Origin of the sequence: Acinetobacter sp. IRS14 (assembly GCF_034650275.1) — a bacterium.
In the GTDB taxonomy this organism is placed as follows: domain Bacteria; phylum Pseudomonadota; class Gammaproteobacteria; order Pseudomonadales; family Moraxellaceae; genus Acinetobacter; species Acinetobacter oleivorans.
This window is the reverse complement of the sequence record NZ_JAOVFN010000017.1, coordinates 1-15750: the sequence shown is the minus strand read 5'-3', so window position 1 is coordinate 15750 and position 15750 is coordinate 1. Positions and strand designations below refer to the sequence as shown.

General features: G+C 39.4%; 14 protein-coding genes and 1 pseudogene. 12 read left to right on the top strand and 3 right to left on the bottom strand.

Going from position 1 to position 15750, the window contains the following annotated elements:
• Positions 1–43 precede the first annotated feature (43 nt).
• Positions 44–1033 carry a hydroxyacid dehydrogenase gene (locus ODQ17_RS14100; protein ID WP_322904452.1) on the bottom strand — a complete coding sequence of 330 codons (990 nt, stop codon included), beginning with the start codon at positions 1031–1033 and terminating at the stop codon, positions 44–46.
• A gap of 199 nt (positions 1034–1232) precedes the next feature.
• On the opposite strand from ODQ17_RS14100, the gene ODQ17_RS14095 reads away from it, so the two are divergent.
• From ODQ17_RS14095 to ODQ17_RS14085, 3 genes are all read left to right on the top strand, one after another.
• Positions 1233–1910 carry an RraA family protein gene (locus ODQ17_RS14095; protein WP_322904450.1) on the top strand — a complete coding sequence of 226 codons (678 nt, stop codon included), beginning with the start codon at positions 1233–1235 and terminating at the stop codon, positions 1908–1910.
• Positions 1911–2066: 156 nt separating this feature from the next.
• A complete protein-coding gene (locus ODQ17_RS14090) occupies positions 2067–3335 on the top strand; it encodes a DcaP family trimeric outer membrane transporter (RefSeq protein ID WP_322904448.1) in 1269 nt (422 codons plus the stop codon).
• 61 nt (positions 3336–3396) lie between these two features.
• Complete coding sequence (locus ODQ17_RS14085) at positions 3397–3585, top strand: type II toxin-antitoxin system Phd/YefM family antitoxin (RefSeq protein WP_016138054.1); 189 nt, start codon at positions 3397–3399, stop codon at positions 3583–3585.
• On the opposite strand, the gene ODQ17_RS14080 is transcribed toward ODQ17_RS14085, so the two are convergent.
• A complete protein-coding gene (locus ODQ17_RS14080; protein ID WP_322904446.1) occupies positions 3582–4499 on the bottom strand; it encodes a LysR family transcriptional regulator in 918 nt (305 codons plus the stop codon). The two genes, ODQ17_RS14085 and ODQ17_RS14080, sit on opposite strands and share 4 nt — an antisense overlap.
• A 96-nt stretch (positions 4500–4595) precedes the next feature.
• Here ODQ17_RS14080 and ODQ17_RS14075 point away from each other — a divergent pair, with 96 nt between their 5' ends.
• From ODQ17_RS14075 to ODQ17_RS14065, 3 genes are all read left to right on the top strand, one after another.
• Positions 4596–5978, top strand: coding sequence for an aspartate aminotransferase family protein (locus ODQ17_RS14075; RefSeq protein ID WP_322904444.1), 1383 nt, complete (start codon positions 4596–4598; stop codon positions 5976–5978).
• A gap of 55 nt (positions 5979–6033) precedes the next feature.
• Positions 6034–7599, top strand: a complete 1566-nt coding sequence (locus ODQ17_RS14070; protein WP_151822325.1) for a CoA-acylating methylmalonate-semialdehyde dehydrogenase — start codon at positions 6034–6036, stop codon at positions 7597–7599.
• A 109-nt stretch (positions 7600–7708) separates the two neighbouring features.
• Positions 7709–9100 carry an amino acid permease gene (locus ODQ17_RS14065; RefSeq protein WP_151827092.1) on the top strand — a complete coding sequence of 464 codons (1392 nt, stop codon included), beginning with the start codon at positions 7709–7711 and terminating at the stop codon, positions 9098–9100.
• A 102-nt stretch (positions 9101–9202) separates the two neighbouring features.
• Here ODQ17_RS14065 and ODQ17_RS14060 read toward each other — a convergent pair whose 3' ends face one another.
• Entirely contained in the window at positions 9203–10096 is an 894-nt protein-coding gene (locus ODQ17_RS14060; RefSeq protein ID WP_013197793.1) for a LysR family transcriptional regulator, read from the bottom strand.
• A gap of 154 nt (positions 10097–10250) precedes the next feature.
• Between ODQ17_RS14060 and ODQ17_RS14055 the strand changes: the two genes are divergently transcribed.
• The 6 genes and pseudogenes from ODQ17_RS14055 to ODQ17_RS14030 all read left to right on the top strand — a co-directional run.
• The gene (locus ODQ17_RS14055) at positions 10251–11288 is read left to right on the top strand and encodes a cupin domain-containing protein (RefSeq protein ID WP_322904442.1); all 1038 of its coding nucleotides are present in this window, start codon (positions 10251–10253) and stop codon (positions 11286–11288) included.
• Positions 11289–11315: 27 nt separating this feature from the next.
• Entirely contained in the window at positions 11316–12536 is a 1221-nt protein-coding gene (locus tag ODQ17_RS14050; RefSeq protein WP_322904440.1) for a 3-hydroxybenzoate 6-monooxygenase, read from the top strand.
• Positions 12533–13171: a maleylacetoacetate isomerase gene (gene maiA / locus ODQ17_RS14045; RefSeq protein ID WP_322904438.1), complete on the top strand. Its 639-nt coding sequence runs from the start codon at positions 12533–12535 to the stop codon at positions 13169–13171. The genes ODQ17_RS14050 and maiA overlap by 4 nt, the downstream gene beginning before the upstream one ends.
• Positions 13172–13202: 31 nt before the next feature.
• Positions 13203–13904, top strand: a complete 702-nt coding sequence (locus ODQ17_RS14040) for a fumarylacetoacetate hydrolase family protein (protein WP_322904436.1) — start codon at positions 13203–13205, stop codon at positions 13902–13904.
• A gap of 111 nt (positions 13905–14015) precedes the next feature.
• Positions 14016–15359, top strand: a complete 1344-nt coding sequence (locus ODQ17_RS14035) for an MFS transporter (protein WP_322904434.1) — start codon at positions 14016–14018, stop codon at positions 15357–15359.
• A gap of 78 nt (positions 15360–15437) precedes the next feature.
• A pseudogene (locus tag ODQ17_RS14030) lies at positions 15438–15750 on the top strand (OprD family outer membrane porin); the annotation flags it as partial.

Below are 15750 nucleotides of genomic sequence, written 5' to 3'. Positions count from 1 at the left end.
TTGTTCTCGCATCTAAAAGCTTAGAAACAATTGAGTTCCATGATTAGCTATTGAGTAACTTCCAGTTAGCGATAGCTCGTGGGTTTAATAGTTGACCATCCCAAATACTCACAATCTGTTCGAGTGCTAAGAGACCGACGCGATTACGTGAATCTGTTGTGTTTGCTCCTATGTGAGGAGTAACAACTAGATTAGGTAATTCCCATAATGGATTATCTTTTTCAGGCGGCTCTGAAGAAAAAGTATCTAAACCTGCACCAGCAATTTTATTATTTTTTAGTGCATCAACTAATGCAGCCTGATCAATTAATTCACCACGTGCTGTATTAATTAAGATGCTTGAGCGTTTCATCTTTTCAAATTGGGCGTGAGAAAATAAGTGTCTATTCTCTGCTGTGAGCGGACAATGTAGGCTAATAATGTCACTGGTTTCTAAGAGTTTTTCAAAGTCATGCTCTTGTTTTACGTAATCGAGCTCTGGCAGATTTTGTAGAAACGGATCGTATACTTTTACTTTCATGTTTAAAGGAGCAACTAACTTCATAAGTATGCTACCGATTGCCCCTAAACCAATTAAGCCCAGCGTTTTGCCATATAGCTCCACACCATTTGCACTTGCTTTGTCCCAGTGACCTTCTCGAATACGTTGGTCTAACCATGTGACTTGTCGAGCAACATTAAACATGAGTGCAAAAGCGTGTTCGGCAACAGATTGTGCATTTGCGCCTACGGCAATAGTTACAGGAATTTTTCGTTCAGCAGCAGCTTGAGTGTCGATTGTGTCAAACCCAACACCATGTTTTGCAATCACTTTTAAATTATCAGAAGCAAAAATCATATCCCTAGAAAGTTTGCCTGTCCGAACAATGATTGCATCAGGTTGTTCATCATGGATGAGTTTTTCCATTTCATCTTTTGCCATGTAGGGTTCAGTTGGAATCAACTGAATATCATGGGATTGAGCATACAGTAACGCATCTGAAGTTAATGTTGGCCCCGTGATAAGAACTTTACGTTTCATTTTGACTTGCACTCCATTTAAGTATTTTGAGCAAAATACGTCCTTAATAATCCATGTTATTAAAACGACATTTCAAAAAAATAGTCAATAGTAAAAATTAAATTTAAAAATTGGGTGAATTTTGGTTAAATTAAATTTAAAAATGAAATGACATTTCAAAAAAATACTGTCATATTAATTTGCACAAGAAAACTGATGTAAGGGAAAAGTTATGGCAATTGGTTTTAGAGTGCTAAAAAACGACAGAAAAGTTGAGCAAAAATGGATTGAGCAATATCGAGATCTACCAGTCGCTAATGTCAGTGACTCAATGAATCGAATGACTTCAGGTGGGGCTCAATTAAGACCAATGCATAAAAAGGGATATCTTTGTGGACCTGCCATTACAGTTAAGGCGCGTCCGGGTGACAACTTGATGTTGCACTACGCTATTGATATCGCCCAAGCGGGAGATGTCATTGTGGTTGATGCGGGTGGTGATCTAACCAATGCATTAATTGGAGAGATGATGGTTGCTTATGCCATTAAAAAAGGTATAGCCGGCATTGTTATTAATGGTGCGATTCGTGATTCGGTTGTCATTGGAGAGGGAGATTTTCCACTTTTTGCGGCAGGAATTTCACATCGAGGGCCTTATAAAGACGGACCGGGGGAAATTAATGTTCCTATCGCAATCAATGGAATGGTAATTGAACCGGGAGACTTGATTTTAGGGGATGAAGATGGACTTTTAAGCGTGCCGTATGCAGAAGTAGAAGAAGTTTATCTGAAGGCAAGTGCTAAACATGCCGCTGAACAAAAGCAATTAGATCAAATCGCCGTAGGTGAAAATGACCGTAGCTGGGTGATCAACAGCTTAAAACAAAAAGGATGCGAATTACCTGAATAAGGTTATTCAAGAATATTCGAGCAGGAACGGAACTAGCGAAGTCAATGGTTGAGCTTCGTTAGCCTCTCAAAAGTTAACTCAATAATTATTAGGTCGCTAATTGAAAAATAGGAAATTTCAATTTGGTCTAGATAATTTCGTCTAAAGGAAAAGGACATGAAATATAAAGGGATTATTTATTTATCGTTATTAATGAGTATTACATTGCAGCAAGCCCAAGCTGAAAGCGAAGATAACTCAGCGCTAAATGAAAAAATAAGTAAATTACAAGCACAAATAGATTATTTGATGGAGCAGCAAAATTTAAATAAAAATAATGGATTAAACAAAACACCTGACTTGATTCAAAACAAAACATCAAACACCGAAATGCCCGTTACGGCTGACCAAACTAAAATTAAATTTTATGGAAATATTCGTGTTGATGCCGCATATGATTTTGAAGGCTCAACGCGTTCAATTGCGAATAAAACAGGTTCAATACCATTAAACAATTCAAACTCACCAAGTAAATCATTAAATGTTTCTGCTGCAACTTCACGTGTAGGAGTGGATATCGTCAAGCCGACCTCGAAAGGAGATTTGATTGGAAAGCTAGAAGCCGATTTCATGGGAAGTGGCGGAGATAACGGTAATGGTTCTGTTCGGGTTAGACATGCTTATATTTCACTAGGAAATTGGTTGATTGGTCAAACCACTTCACCTTTTGTGAATAGTGATACAGCTCCAAGTTTGGTTGATTTTACAGGCGCGATGGGTACAGGAACTCAGCGTAATATCCAAATCCGTTATCAGCACGTTGTTGATGCCAAACAAAAATTATTAGTCGCTTTGGAAGGCGGTGATGTTGAAAATAAAAATGTAGAAGGCGGCAGCCGTTTTCCTGCATTAACCATGCGATATGAATTTAAGAATCCAGATTTTTTGGTTCAATTGCACGGTATGCTTCATGAAAATCGAGCAATCTCTGATACGAATGAAGAGCAAACTAAACTTGCTTGGGGTGCTGGATTAGGCACAAAGTATAAGCTTTCTGAAAACGACTCACTTGTGTTTAATTACTATCACATAGCGGGTGATAACCGTTACATGCTGTATTCAAAAGATAATGATGCATTCTACTTTGATCAAAATCGAATGTATTTAAGTGAATTTGATTCTGTCGAGTTAGGGTATATGCGTAAATGGAATGAAAATTTACGCTCTTCTTTGTCCGCTGGTAGCCTTGTCTATAAAGATTCAAATTTTTCAGAAAATAACCCTGATCAAAATAAAAGGATAATCAATGCAAGCGTCAATTTATTTTGGACGCCTGTAGAGAAAGTCGATCTTGGTGTTGAATATACCTATGGTAAGAGAGAAACTTTTTCAGATTTAGAAGGAAAGTTATCTCGAATCAACTTATTAGGTCGATACAATTTTTAATGTAATCACAGCCACTTTAATATCAAAAGTGGCTTTCTTTTATCTGATTGGGACTAATATTGTGGAACAAATTAATTACGCAAATGCAAGATCACAATTTTCAAAAGTCATGGAAAGAGTGCTGTTAGGTTACGCCGTAAAAATTACGCGAAAAGAGAAAGACTCTGTGGTTCTAATTAGTGAAAAGGCATATCTTGAATATAAAAATGCGATGTTTGAGCTTAATAAATTAAAAAACAAAGATTTTTAACTCCCAACGATCCGCTTCTCAAGCATCTCCATAAAAGTTTTTAAAATAATATTGTGGTTTTTGCCTTTGTGAGTAATTAAACAAATGGGTGTGCTGTAATGCATTTTCTCCTTTGAAACAGCTTGCATAAAACCATCTTCAACCCATTTTTTTGCATAGTGGTCGGGTAAAAAACCTAAGAATTTTCCTGTTAAAATCAGAAATGCAATTCCTTCACGGTCACTTGCTGTCGCTTTACAGTCTAAAAGCTGATGCAACTTTGCCGCTTCTGGTGTAATTGCATAATTGGGAAGTACAGCTTGCCATTCTTTTAATTCATCTAAATCCATCTTGCTACATTTGCCAAACAAGGGATGGTTTTTACCGCAATATAAAAATGAACTTTCGCTATATAAGTCAAAATAGTCTAGGCCAGACAGCGGAGTCACAAGGGGAATTGCTCCCGCATGTAAACGGTTGTCTAATACACGGCACTCAATATCTGAAAGTGTGCTCATGCTAATGTTAATGATCACTTCAGAATGTTCTTCGGCAAGTTGTGCCAGCGTATTAGTAATGTAGCCACTTGGCATGGTCACGAGGTTATTAATAATACCTATATTAAATTCACCCTTTAGACGGTTATGCATTTGATTGACTTTGGAGCGAAAGTCTTCGATAGAAGCGGTGAGCACTTCTATATATTCTAAAATTTCACGGCCTTCATCAGTCAATGCAAACCCTGCACGACCACGTTGGCATAGCCGAATGCCTAGACGATTTTCTAAATCGCTCATATGCAAACTAATCGCAGAGCGACTAATACCAAGAATACTTTCGGCAGACGTAAAGCTGTGACAGTCACAAACCGTTTTAAATATTTTAAGTAATTTAATATCAAAATCAGTGACTTGATTTAATTTTTTAGGTTTCATTTAGTTTTGTTTTTTTAAATCTAAACTCAAGATAATTTGAATTTATCAAAACTATATCGCTCTGTACACTCAAAAAATAGCCTCAAAACAAGAAGAGTGATTATGTTTGATATCGACAAATTAACTGATGACGATGCAGCATCGGAAACCGTTCAATCAAATGCTCAGATGAGCTTAAATTATCAAGCGCATTGGATGCCATTTTCTGCAAATCGTAATTTCCATAAAGATCCACGGATGATTGTCGGTGCTAAAGGATCATATTTAATTGATAGCAATGGCCGTGAGATCTATGACTCATTATCAGGTCTATGGACGTGTGGTGCTGGGCATACGCTTCCTGAAATTCAGCAAGCCGTAAGTACTCAGTTGGCAAAGCTGGATTACTCACCAGCATTTCAGTTTGGTCATCCATTGTCGTTTCAATTGGCTGAACGAATTATTCAATATATGCCTGAAAAATTGCAGCATGTGTTCTTTACTGACTCAGGTTCAGAGTCTGCCGATACCGCAATTAAAATGGCTCGTGCCTATTGGCGAATTAAAGGCAAACCAAGCAAAACCAAGCTGATTGGGCGCGCACGTGGCTACCATGGTGTAAACGTTGCAGGGACAAGTCTTGGCGGTATCGGTGGTAACCGTAAAATGTTTGGTCAGCTTATGGATGTAGACCACTTACCGCATACCTTACAGCCCGATTTAAGTTTTACCAAAGGGTGTGCTGAAACAGGTGGTGTAGAGCTTGCCAATGAAATGCTTAAGTTAATTGAGCTACATGATGCTTCGAATATCGCCGCAGTCATTGTCGAGCCAGTTTCAGGTTCGGCAGGATGTATTGTGCCGCCGACTAGTTATTTAAAGCGTTTAAGAGAAATCTGCGATCAACACGATATCTTACTTATTTTTGATGAGGTTATTACTGGTTTTGGACGGATGGGGAAATGGACGGCTTCAGAATATTTTGATGTCACGCCAGATATTTTGAATTTTGCCAAACAAATTACCAACGGCGCTATTCCACTTGGTGGTGTGGTGGCAAGCCATGAAATTTATGATGCCTTTATGCAGCAAGATTTGCCTGAACATGCTGTTGAGTTTACCCATGGTTATACCTATTCGGCGCATCCGGTTGCTTGTGCTGCTGCCTTAGCAACGCTCGACATTTTAGAAAAGAAAAATTTAATCCATCAATCGGCTGCTCTAGCTCCAAGTTTTGAAAAACTTTTACATGAGTTAAAAGGCGCTCCAAACATTCTTGATATACGCAACTGTGGGCTGATTGGTGCTGTGCAATTAGCACCGCGTGATGGCGATGCGACGATTCGTGGTTTTGAAATTGGTATGCAACTTTGGAAAGCGGGTTTCTATGTCCGTTTTGGCGGAGATACGCTTCAGTTTGGCCCAATGTTTAATAGCACTGAGGCAGAGTTACAACGACTCATGAATGCCGTGGGTGAGGCAATTTATCAAGTGAAATAACGTTTGTTTATATCAACGCTCCATTAGAAAAGATGAATAGATACAAGGAATAAAGATGAACACTTTAGAGAATTTTGACAGCAACGCGATTGCCAACACAGACACAGATTCAAGTCAGCAAACCGTTAAAGTAGTCGGGCATTTTATTGATGGTGGACTTGTCACTAAAACTACCAAGAAACAACCTGTTTATAACCCAGCGACAGGTGAGAGTACAAAAGAAGTTGCACTTGCAGATACAGAGTTGGTCAATCAAGTGGTTCAAATTGCAGAGCAGGCTTTTCCAGCATGGCGTGATACACCAGTGATTAAACGTGCTCGTGTGATGTTTAAATTTAAGCAATTACTCGAAGAAAATGCTGACAAGCTTTGCCAACTCATTGGAGAAGAACACGGAAAAATTTGCCACGATGCCAAAGGTGAATTACAACGTGGGATTGAAAATGTTGAGTATGCATGTGGTGCGCCTGAGTTTTTAAAAGGTGAATATTCAAAAAATGTGGGTCCAGATATTGATTCGTGGAGTGAGTTCCAACCGTTAGGTGTGGTTGCAGGTATTACGCCTTTTAACTTTCCTGCAATGGTTCCGTTGTGGATGTTCCCGATGGCAATAGTTTGCGGTAATTGTTTTATTTTAAAACCTTCGGAAAAAGCGCCGTCGGCTGCGTTATTTCTAGCGGAGCTATTAAAACAAGCAGGGTTGCCTGATGGTGTTTTTAGCGTTGTAAATGGTGATAAAGACGCTGTTGATGCGTTATTGCATCATCCAAAAATTCAAGCGGTTAGTTTTGTTGGATCAACCCCAATTGCAGAGTACATTTACCGTACAGCAACCGCGAGTGGTAAGCGTTGTCAAGCATTAGGCGGAGCCAAAAATCACGCCATTATTATGCCAGATGCAGATATTGATAACGTCGTAACTTCCTTGTTAGGTGCTGCATTTGGTTCATCTGGCGAACGTTGTATGGCGTTATCAGTCGCAGTTGCTATTGGCGATGAAGTTGCCGACGTTGTGATCGAAAAATTAAAACAAGAAATGAAGCAATTAAAGTTTGGACACTATGCAGATGAGCGTAATGACTTCGGACCGCTCATTACGCAAGCACATAAAGACAAAGTACAAGCTTTTATTCAAAGTGCAGAGCAACAAGGTGCTAAAATTGTTGTGGATGGTCGTGATGCAAAACCGGCAGGTTATGAAAACGGTTTTTTTGTTGGGCCGACTTTAATTGACCAAGTTTCACCAGACATGACAAGTTACCAGCAAGAAATATTTGGCCCTGTTTTACAGGTCATTCGTGTACAAACCATGCAAGATGCAATGCAACTGATTAACGACCATGAATATGGTAATGGAACGTGTATTTACACTCGTGATGGCGAGGCTGCACGTTATTTTACGAGCAATATTCAAGTTGGTATGGTTGGGGTCAATGTGCCATTACCTGTACCAGTTGCGTATCATAGCTTTGGTGGTTGGAAGCGTTCATTGTTCGGTGATTTATATGCATATGGTCCAGATGGTGTGCGTTTTTATACACGCCGTAAAACCATTACCCAACGTTGGCCTTCAACTCAGCTTCGTGAAGCCAAACAATTTGCGATGCCTACATTAAATTAATCAATAAAAAGGGAAAACTCTGATTTTCCCTTTTTTGTTTCGTACAAGTTGGAGAAGTACATTTTTAAGACGGTTTTAAAATCAGTTTGTCAATTTGAAGGAATCGAATATGAACAATGATAAAACAATAAAATTAAGTGAAGGACTTTCTAATCGACATGTCACCATGATTAGTATTGGTGGCGTTATTGGTGCAGGTTTATTTGTAGGTTCTTCTGCAGCAATTGCAAAAGCAGGCCCAGCCGCCGTACTCGCTTATATAATTACAAGTATTTTAGTTTTTCTGGTTATGCGCATGCTGGGTGAAATGGCGGTCGCACAACCCGATACAGGTTCATTTTCTACATATGCCCGTAAAGCAATTGGTCCTTGGGCAGGGTTTACCATTGGATGGTTATATTGGTGGTTTTGGGTACTGGTGATTCCAATTGAAGCCATTGCTGGAGCTGAAATTTTACATGCTTGGTTTCCACAAATTTCCAGTGCTGTTTATGCGTTTGCCTTTATTATTTTACTTAGTCTAGCTAACTTTTTTAGTACCAAAAGCTTTGGTGAATTTGAGTTTTGGTTTGCACTCATTAAAGTTATTGCGATTGTCGTGTTTATTATCATTGGAGCAATGGCTGTATTTGGAATGTGGCCTTTAGCAACAAATGTCAGTGGCGTTGGTAACCTATTTTCAAATGGTGGTTTTATGCCACACGGAATGGGCGGTGTTTTATCAGCAATTTTAATCTCAGCATTTTCATTTTTTGGAATAGAAATTCTTTCTATTGCAGCGGCAGAATCTAAAAATCCAGAAGAAAAAATTAAACGTGCAACGAATTTAGTACTTTATCGAATTATTTTATTCTTTGTTGTTTCGATTTTTCTTGCAGTTGCCTTGGTCGATTGGCGCTCACCAGATTTACAAAAGTTCGGGACCTTTCAGTTTGTGTTAATGAGTTTAAATGTTCCCGAGACTAAACTGATTATGGATGCCGTCGTTTTTATTGCCGTTGCAAGCTGTATGAATGCTGCGGTTTATACCTCATCTCGAATGTTATTTGCTTTAGGTACACGCCATGAAGCACCGAGTGTTGTAACAAAGATTAATAAAGCAGGTGTGCCGACTTCAGCTGTATTTTTATCGACTTTGGTTGGTGTGATTTGCTGTGCGGTGAACTATATGTTTCCAGGTCAAGTCTTTGGATTCTTACTATCTACCACAGGTTCAATTGCATTACTGGTTTACCTAGTAATCGCATTTTCTCAACTACGGTTAAGACATAAATTGGAAAAAGAGGGCGCAGCTATATCTTTTAAAATGTGGCTATTCCCTTGGTTAACGTGGTTTGTGATTTTAGTGATTATGACTGTTTTAGGTTATATGTTCTTATCACCAACCTATAGTTATGAAACTACTTTATCTTTAGGCGTAACTTTGTTGGTGGTCATTTGCGGGTTGTTTGTCACGAGAAAGCGTAAAGCAACCAGATCGGTTGCCATGAATTTAGATTAATTAAAAAAAGAGTTTATAAAGACTTTGTATAGTGAGATTTTATTCATCTATGCAAAGTCTTTTTGTTTTTATTAGATTTTTAATAGTGCCTGTTTAAATTTTCTATTCAGAAAAAAGTTCAAAACATACTCTTCTTAACCATTGGTTGCTTGGTGTTTGGTGAACTCGTGCATGCCAATGCTGCTTTACGCTATAAGTCGGAAAATGATAAGGAGGTTCTAAAACTTTTAGACCCCCTCTGACTAAAAGCACCTGACTTAAATAATGAGGAATAGTCGCAATCGCGTCTGTGTCTTGAACAACCAAGCCAACCCCTAAATAGCTTGGCAAACGAACCAGAATATTTCGGTTTACTCCCAGTTTTTGTAACTCATGCTCCAGTACATAGTGTCCACCCGTTGCAAAAATATCGACATGTAGCTCTTGGCGAAATTCTTGATCTGAAAGCGTTGTACCTGTAAGTCTCGGATGTTCTTTACTAGCAATACAAATATAACGTTGCTGGAAAAGCGTTTGCTGGTAAAAACCTGCTTCAAGCTGAGGCAAAAAACCAATGGCTAAATCAATGTCTCCATTTGACATCATGACTGGTGTATTGGCATCAATCGGTACAATTTCTAGGCGAATATTGGGTGCATGTGCACGTAAATAATTGATCAGTTTAGGTAATAAAACCAGATGGCTAATATCAGTCATGCTGATTTTAAATTGATAATTTGAAGTCTGTGGATCAAATTCAATATTGTAGTTTTGAACCAGTTTTAGTCGGTTCAGAATTTCTACAACCAGCGGATATATTTGTTTAGATAACTCAGTAGGTTGCATCTTATTTTCAATACGGACAAAAAGTGGGTCCTGAAAATGCTCACGTAATTTATTTAAAGCAATACTCAAAGTTGGTTGTCCAATTTCAAGCTGTTCGGCAGCTTTAGACACACTACTATGTTTATAAATTTCAAAGAAAATTTGTAAAAGCCGAGTATCAAGATCAAACACTTTAATTTCCTTGTATTGATTTTATCAATACAGACTATTGTTTTTTGTGCATGGATTCAACAATTTTCGATTGTTACATTGATGATTAAGGAAGAATAGGCCGTGAAAGTACAAAGCATTATTGTACAAATTGGCCTTAAATAGAGGATCTGAAATGGAACAGTTAGCAACGTTAGATGACTTGCCAAAACGTTATCTTGGTCAACTTGAAGAATCAAATTTAGTCCCTTTATGGCCAAGTTTACGCAATGTATTACCTCCGCATAAACCGATGCCGCACACCGTAGCAACCGCTTGGTATTTTCAGAATATTAAACCTTTATTACTCGAAGCAGGTGAGTTAACACCAATTGAAAAAGCTGAACGCCGTGTATTGGTTTTAGCAAATCCCGGACATGGTCTGGAAAATATGAAAGCCAGTTCGGTCATGTATCTTGGTATGCAGCTTTTATTGCCAAAAGAGTGGGCTCCATCACATCGACATACCCCAAATGCAGTGCGTCTGATTGTTGAGGGTGAAGGTGCATATACGACGGTTGAAGGTCAAAAATGCATGATGGAGCATGGAGATTTAATCCTTACGCCATCAGGGCTTTGGCATGAACATGGACATGATGGCAATGAGCCTGTGATCTGGTTAGATGTACTGGATTTACCTTTGGTTTATTACATGGAAGCTTCTTATGTACAACCAGGTGAAATCCAAAAAGTGACCAGTGCTGGAAATGCTCATCATTATGGAACGGGCATTGTACCAACAGCTCATTTTACCCGTGAAAATGCCTCGTATCCGATCATGCGCTACTCTTGGAAAGAAACCAAAAAAGTTTTGCATGCGCTTGCAGATGATAAAAACCATCAAGCCCCAATTCAGGTGACTTACATCAATCCTGAAACTGGTGATGACTGTCAAAATATTATTGGTTACTCCGCTTTAATGCTCAGACCAAATGAAACATTACAGCTCCAACCGCGCTCTTCCGCCCAAATTTTTCATGTGATTGATGGTCAGCTCCAAGTCAAAATTGATCAGAAAGATTTCAATTTAAATAAAGCTGATACGGCATGTGCCCCATGTTTTTCTCATATTGATTTAATCAATACCTCAGATCAACCATGTTATTTGTTTATTGCAGATGAAGCACCCTTACAACGGAAACTGGGTTTGTACTCTGTGCGTGAGAGTCAGTAAATAGAATATTTTATAAGGATATAAATCATGTCAAATACTCAACAACCGATATTAATTGCTGGTGGTGGCATTGGTGGGTTTGCAGCTGCACTCGCTTTGGCAAAACAAGGTTTTAAGATACAGGTTTTTGAACAAGCACCTGAAATTGGTGAGATCGGTGCTGGAATTCAACTAGGGCCGAATGCATTTCATGCCTTTGATGCGCTAGGAATTGGTGAGATTGCTCGCAGTAAAGCGGTCTATACCGACTATATGGTTATGCATGATGCGATTGATGAATATCAAGTCGGTAAAATTCCAACCGATGAAAAATTCCGTGAACGTTTCGGTAACCCATATGCAGTGATTCACCGTGCCGATATTCATGGTTCATTGGTCGAAGGTGCTAAACAATACGGCAACTTGAAGATTATCACTAATTGTCATATTCAAAAAGTTGATCAAGATGATGCCCGCGTAACAATTACAGATCAAAACGGTACGCAATATCATGGTCAGGCACTTATCGGTGCTGACGGGGTTAAATCTGTTGTGCGTGACACCTATGTGGGTGACCCTGCATTGGTTACAGGTCATGTGGTTTACCGTGCTGTAGTACCTGAAAGCGAGTTTCCTGAAGACTTGAAATGGAATGCAGCCAGTATTTGGGTCGGGCCAAATTGTCACCTTGTGCATTATCCACTGCGCGGTGGAAAGGAATATAACGTTGTAGTGACGTTCCATAGCCGTGAGCAAGAACAGTGGGGCGTAACCGATGGTTCTAAAGAAGAAGTGCTGTCTTATTTTCAAGGAATTTGCCCGAAAGCTCGCCAATTGATTGAGTTACCTAAAAGCTGGCGCCGCTGGGCAACCGCAGACCGTGAACCAATTGAAACATGGACTTTTGGCCGTGTGACATTACTTGGCGATGCAGCACATCCAACCACGCAATATATGGCGCAAGGTGCATGTATGGCGATGGAAGACGCCGTAACTTTAGGGGAAGCGTTACGTGTTACCGACCATGACATTTTAAAAGCTTTTGATATTTACCAAAAAGCACGTGTGGCACGTACAGCACGCATTGTTTTGTCTTCACGTGAAATGGGCAAAATTTACCATGCCAAAGGTGTGCAACGCTTGGTTCGCAACGACTTGTGGCGTGGACGTCCTACTGAACGTTTTTATGATGCAATGGAATGGTTATATGGCTGGAATGTCAATAACTGCCTTGATGCAGTGAAAAACTATCAAGGGAATGTGGCATGAAACTTTATAGCTTTTTTCGTAGCGGTACATCGCATCGAACCCGCATTGTTTTGAACCTAAAGGGTTTGGCCTACGAAGCGGCTTATATCTCGCTCGCTAAAAATGAACACCATCAAGCTGCTTTTAAAGCTTTAAATCCGCAAGGATTTGTACCGGTACTTGAAACTGAATCTGGAAACTTGTTGCAAAGTCCAGCCATTATCGAATGGCTAGAAGAGCAATATCCCGAACCCGCTTTATTGCCTAGAGATGCATTGGGTCGTGAAAAAGTCCGTACCATTGCTGCTTTAGTTGGATGTGACATTCATCCCTTAAATAACAAGCGTGTTCTTGAATATTTACGCCAGAACTTAGGGCTGGATGATGCACAAATCAATGCATGGTGTGCTAAGTGGATTCAGGATGGATTTGCTGCTTTAGAGCATATTTTGGAACAAGACCAGAATCGCGAAAAGTTCTGCTATGGCAATCAACCGACCATTGCAGATGCCTATTTAGTTCCACAAGTAGTGTCTGCTGAGCGTTTTAAAGTCGATTTATCGGCTTATCCAAATATTAATGAAATTTACCAACATTGCATGACCTTAGAAGCATTTCAAAAAGCAGCACCTGAACAGCAGGCCGATGCATTTTGAGTCGTGATTAACCTAATAGAAGGAATTTAACATGTCATTTATTTTTGAACCAATGACCACTGCGGGTCTATATATTCACGACTCAGAGCATAAATTTCCAGTACGCCGTGTGTATTGTGTCGGCCGTAATTATGCTGCTCATGCACGTGAAATGGGTTTTGACCCAGACCGTGAACCACCATTTTTCTTTTGTAAGCCAAATGATCTTGAGTCGATTGTTCCGGTAAATACAGATGCGATTGATATTCCATATCCATCTGAAACTTCAAATTTTCATTATGAAATTGAGTTGGTTGTTGCAATTGGTAAAGATGCCAAAAATGTATCGGTTGAGGATGCAGTGAACTATATCTACGGCTATGCCGTCGGTTTAGATATGACCCGCCGTGACTTACAGATGGCAATGCGTGAAAAAGGTCGCCCATGGGAAATCGGTAAAGCTTTTGATTTTTCTGCACCAGTTGGCCCAATTCATCAGATTACCCAAACGGGTGAAATCAATAGTGCTGATATTCATTTAACGGTAAATGGTAAAACTGAACAGCACAGCGATGTCAGTCACCTGATTTGGTCTGTGGCTGAAACGATTGCTAATTTATCTACATTATTTGAACTAAAAGCAGGTGATTTGATTTTTACAGGAACTCCAGAAGGCGTGGGTGCGGTAGTGAAAGGTGATGTTATGCGTGCAGACATTACTGGACTGACTGGAATTACGGTGAATGTGAAATAAATCAAATTGATCTGATTTATTGAAATAGGTGCTCAACCTAAATAAAAAATACAGTTGGGCACCTTTGCTAAGGATTGCATATACGCCAATGTATTGGCGAAAGGAGCTCTCATGTCTCAAAATTCTATAGACGTACAAAGTTTCATTGATGAAATACCGCTATCGTCTTTGCAAAAATTAATCATGTGGTTGTGTTTTTTGATTGTTGCGATTGATGGATTTGATACCGCAGCAGTTGGATTTATTGCACCTGCTTTAAAGGCAGAATGGGGATTGCAAGCAACCGATTTGGCACCTTTATTTGGTGCTGGCTTATTTGGACTGATGGCAGGTGCACTCATTTTCGGACCGTTATCCGATAAATTAGGCCGTAAACCGATTTTGATTGGTTCGGTGATTATGTTTGGAATTGCTAGTGTTTTTGCCTCTTTTTCAGCAGATTTACAATCACTGATTATTTGGAGATTTCTCACTGGTTTGGGTTTAGGTGGGGCTTTACCCAATGCAATTACTTTAACTTCTGAATATGCGCCTACATCTCGTCGTTCTAATTTAGTGACCATGATGTTTTGTGGATTTACAGTGGGTTCTGCTCTTGGTGGTATTTTTTCGGCTCAGCTACTTCCTCATATTGGCTGGCACGGTATTTTGCTCATTGGGGGAGTGTTGCCTTTAGCGACTGTACCTTTCTTATATTTTTTATTACCTGAATCTATTCGATTTTTAGTGCTTAAAAAGAAGGGCACCGAGAAAATTGAAAAGATTATTCACCGTATCGCGCCGCATTTAAATAGTACTCCTACATTGGTTCCAACAGTCAATGAAGTCGAAAAATCAAGTTTGAAAGATTTGTTTAATAAAGGCTTTGCTTTGGGCACTTTTTTGATTTGGTTTACCTTTTTTATGAGCCTTCTCATTATTTATATGATTTCAAGTTGGATGCCTACTTTATTGACCAATGAAGGCTTTAATTTATCCAACGCGTCATGGCTGACTTCAATTTTTCAAATAGGTGGAACCATTGGTGCAATTGTCTTAGGCCTACTAATGGATAAGATGGATGCAACTAAAATTTTAAGTACGGCTTATGTTTTTGGCGGTTTTTTCCTGATTTGTTTAGGGTTTGGAATTGAACAGGCAAATACGGCTTTATTGATGTTTGCCATGTTTGGGGTAGGTGCAGGAATTAGTGGTTCGCAAGTAGGAGCAAACGCTTTTGCATCTAGTTTTTATCCAACACATTGCCGTGCAACAGGGGTAAGTTGGGCTAATGCAGTAGGGCGCTCAGGGTCGATTGTGGGATCAATTATGGGCGGCTGGTTAATGTCATTAAATCTCTCCAGTTTTGAAATTTTAAGCATTTTAGCGATACCTGCATTTTGTGCCGCGGTTTCGTTGTTACTCATTAAACGTTTAAAGAAAAATCGGTCTCAAGTTTTAGTTGCTTCGAATTGAGATAACACGATTCCACTGAACAAATATATGTCTGTGCCAAAGGATGGCGCAGACAATAATTAAAGGATGATTTGTTTCATGAAATATTTAAAAACACCATATTTAAAGTTTTCTACTCTTTTATTTATCTGTAGTGGTCATTCATTGTTGTGGGCAGCCAATACCACTCAACAAGGCGAAGATGAATGGAAATTCACGCTAAAGAATGCCTATATCAACCGTAATTTTGATAATGATGCCCTCAAAGATACGGGTAGCTGGTCTCAAGCAGCATCGTTATTTTATAAATCGAAAATGCATGACACCCCACTGCAAATTGCAGATAAACCCATTACGATTGGTGCCGATGCTTCTGTTCAATACGCTGTGCGCTTAAGTTCAGACAAACATG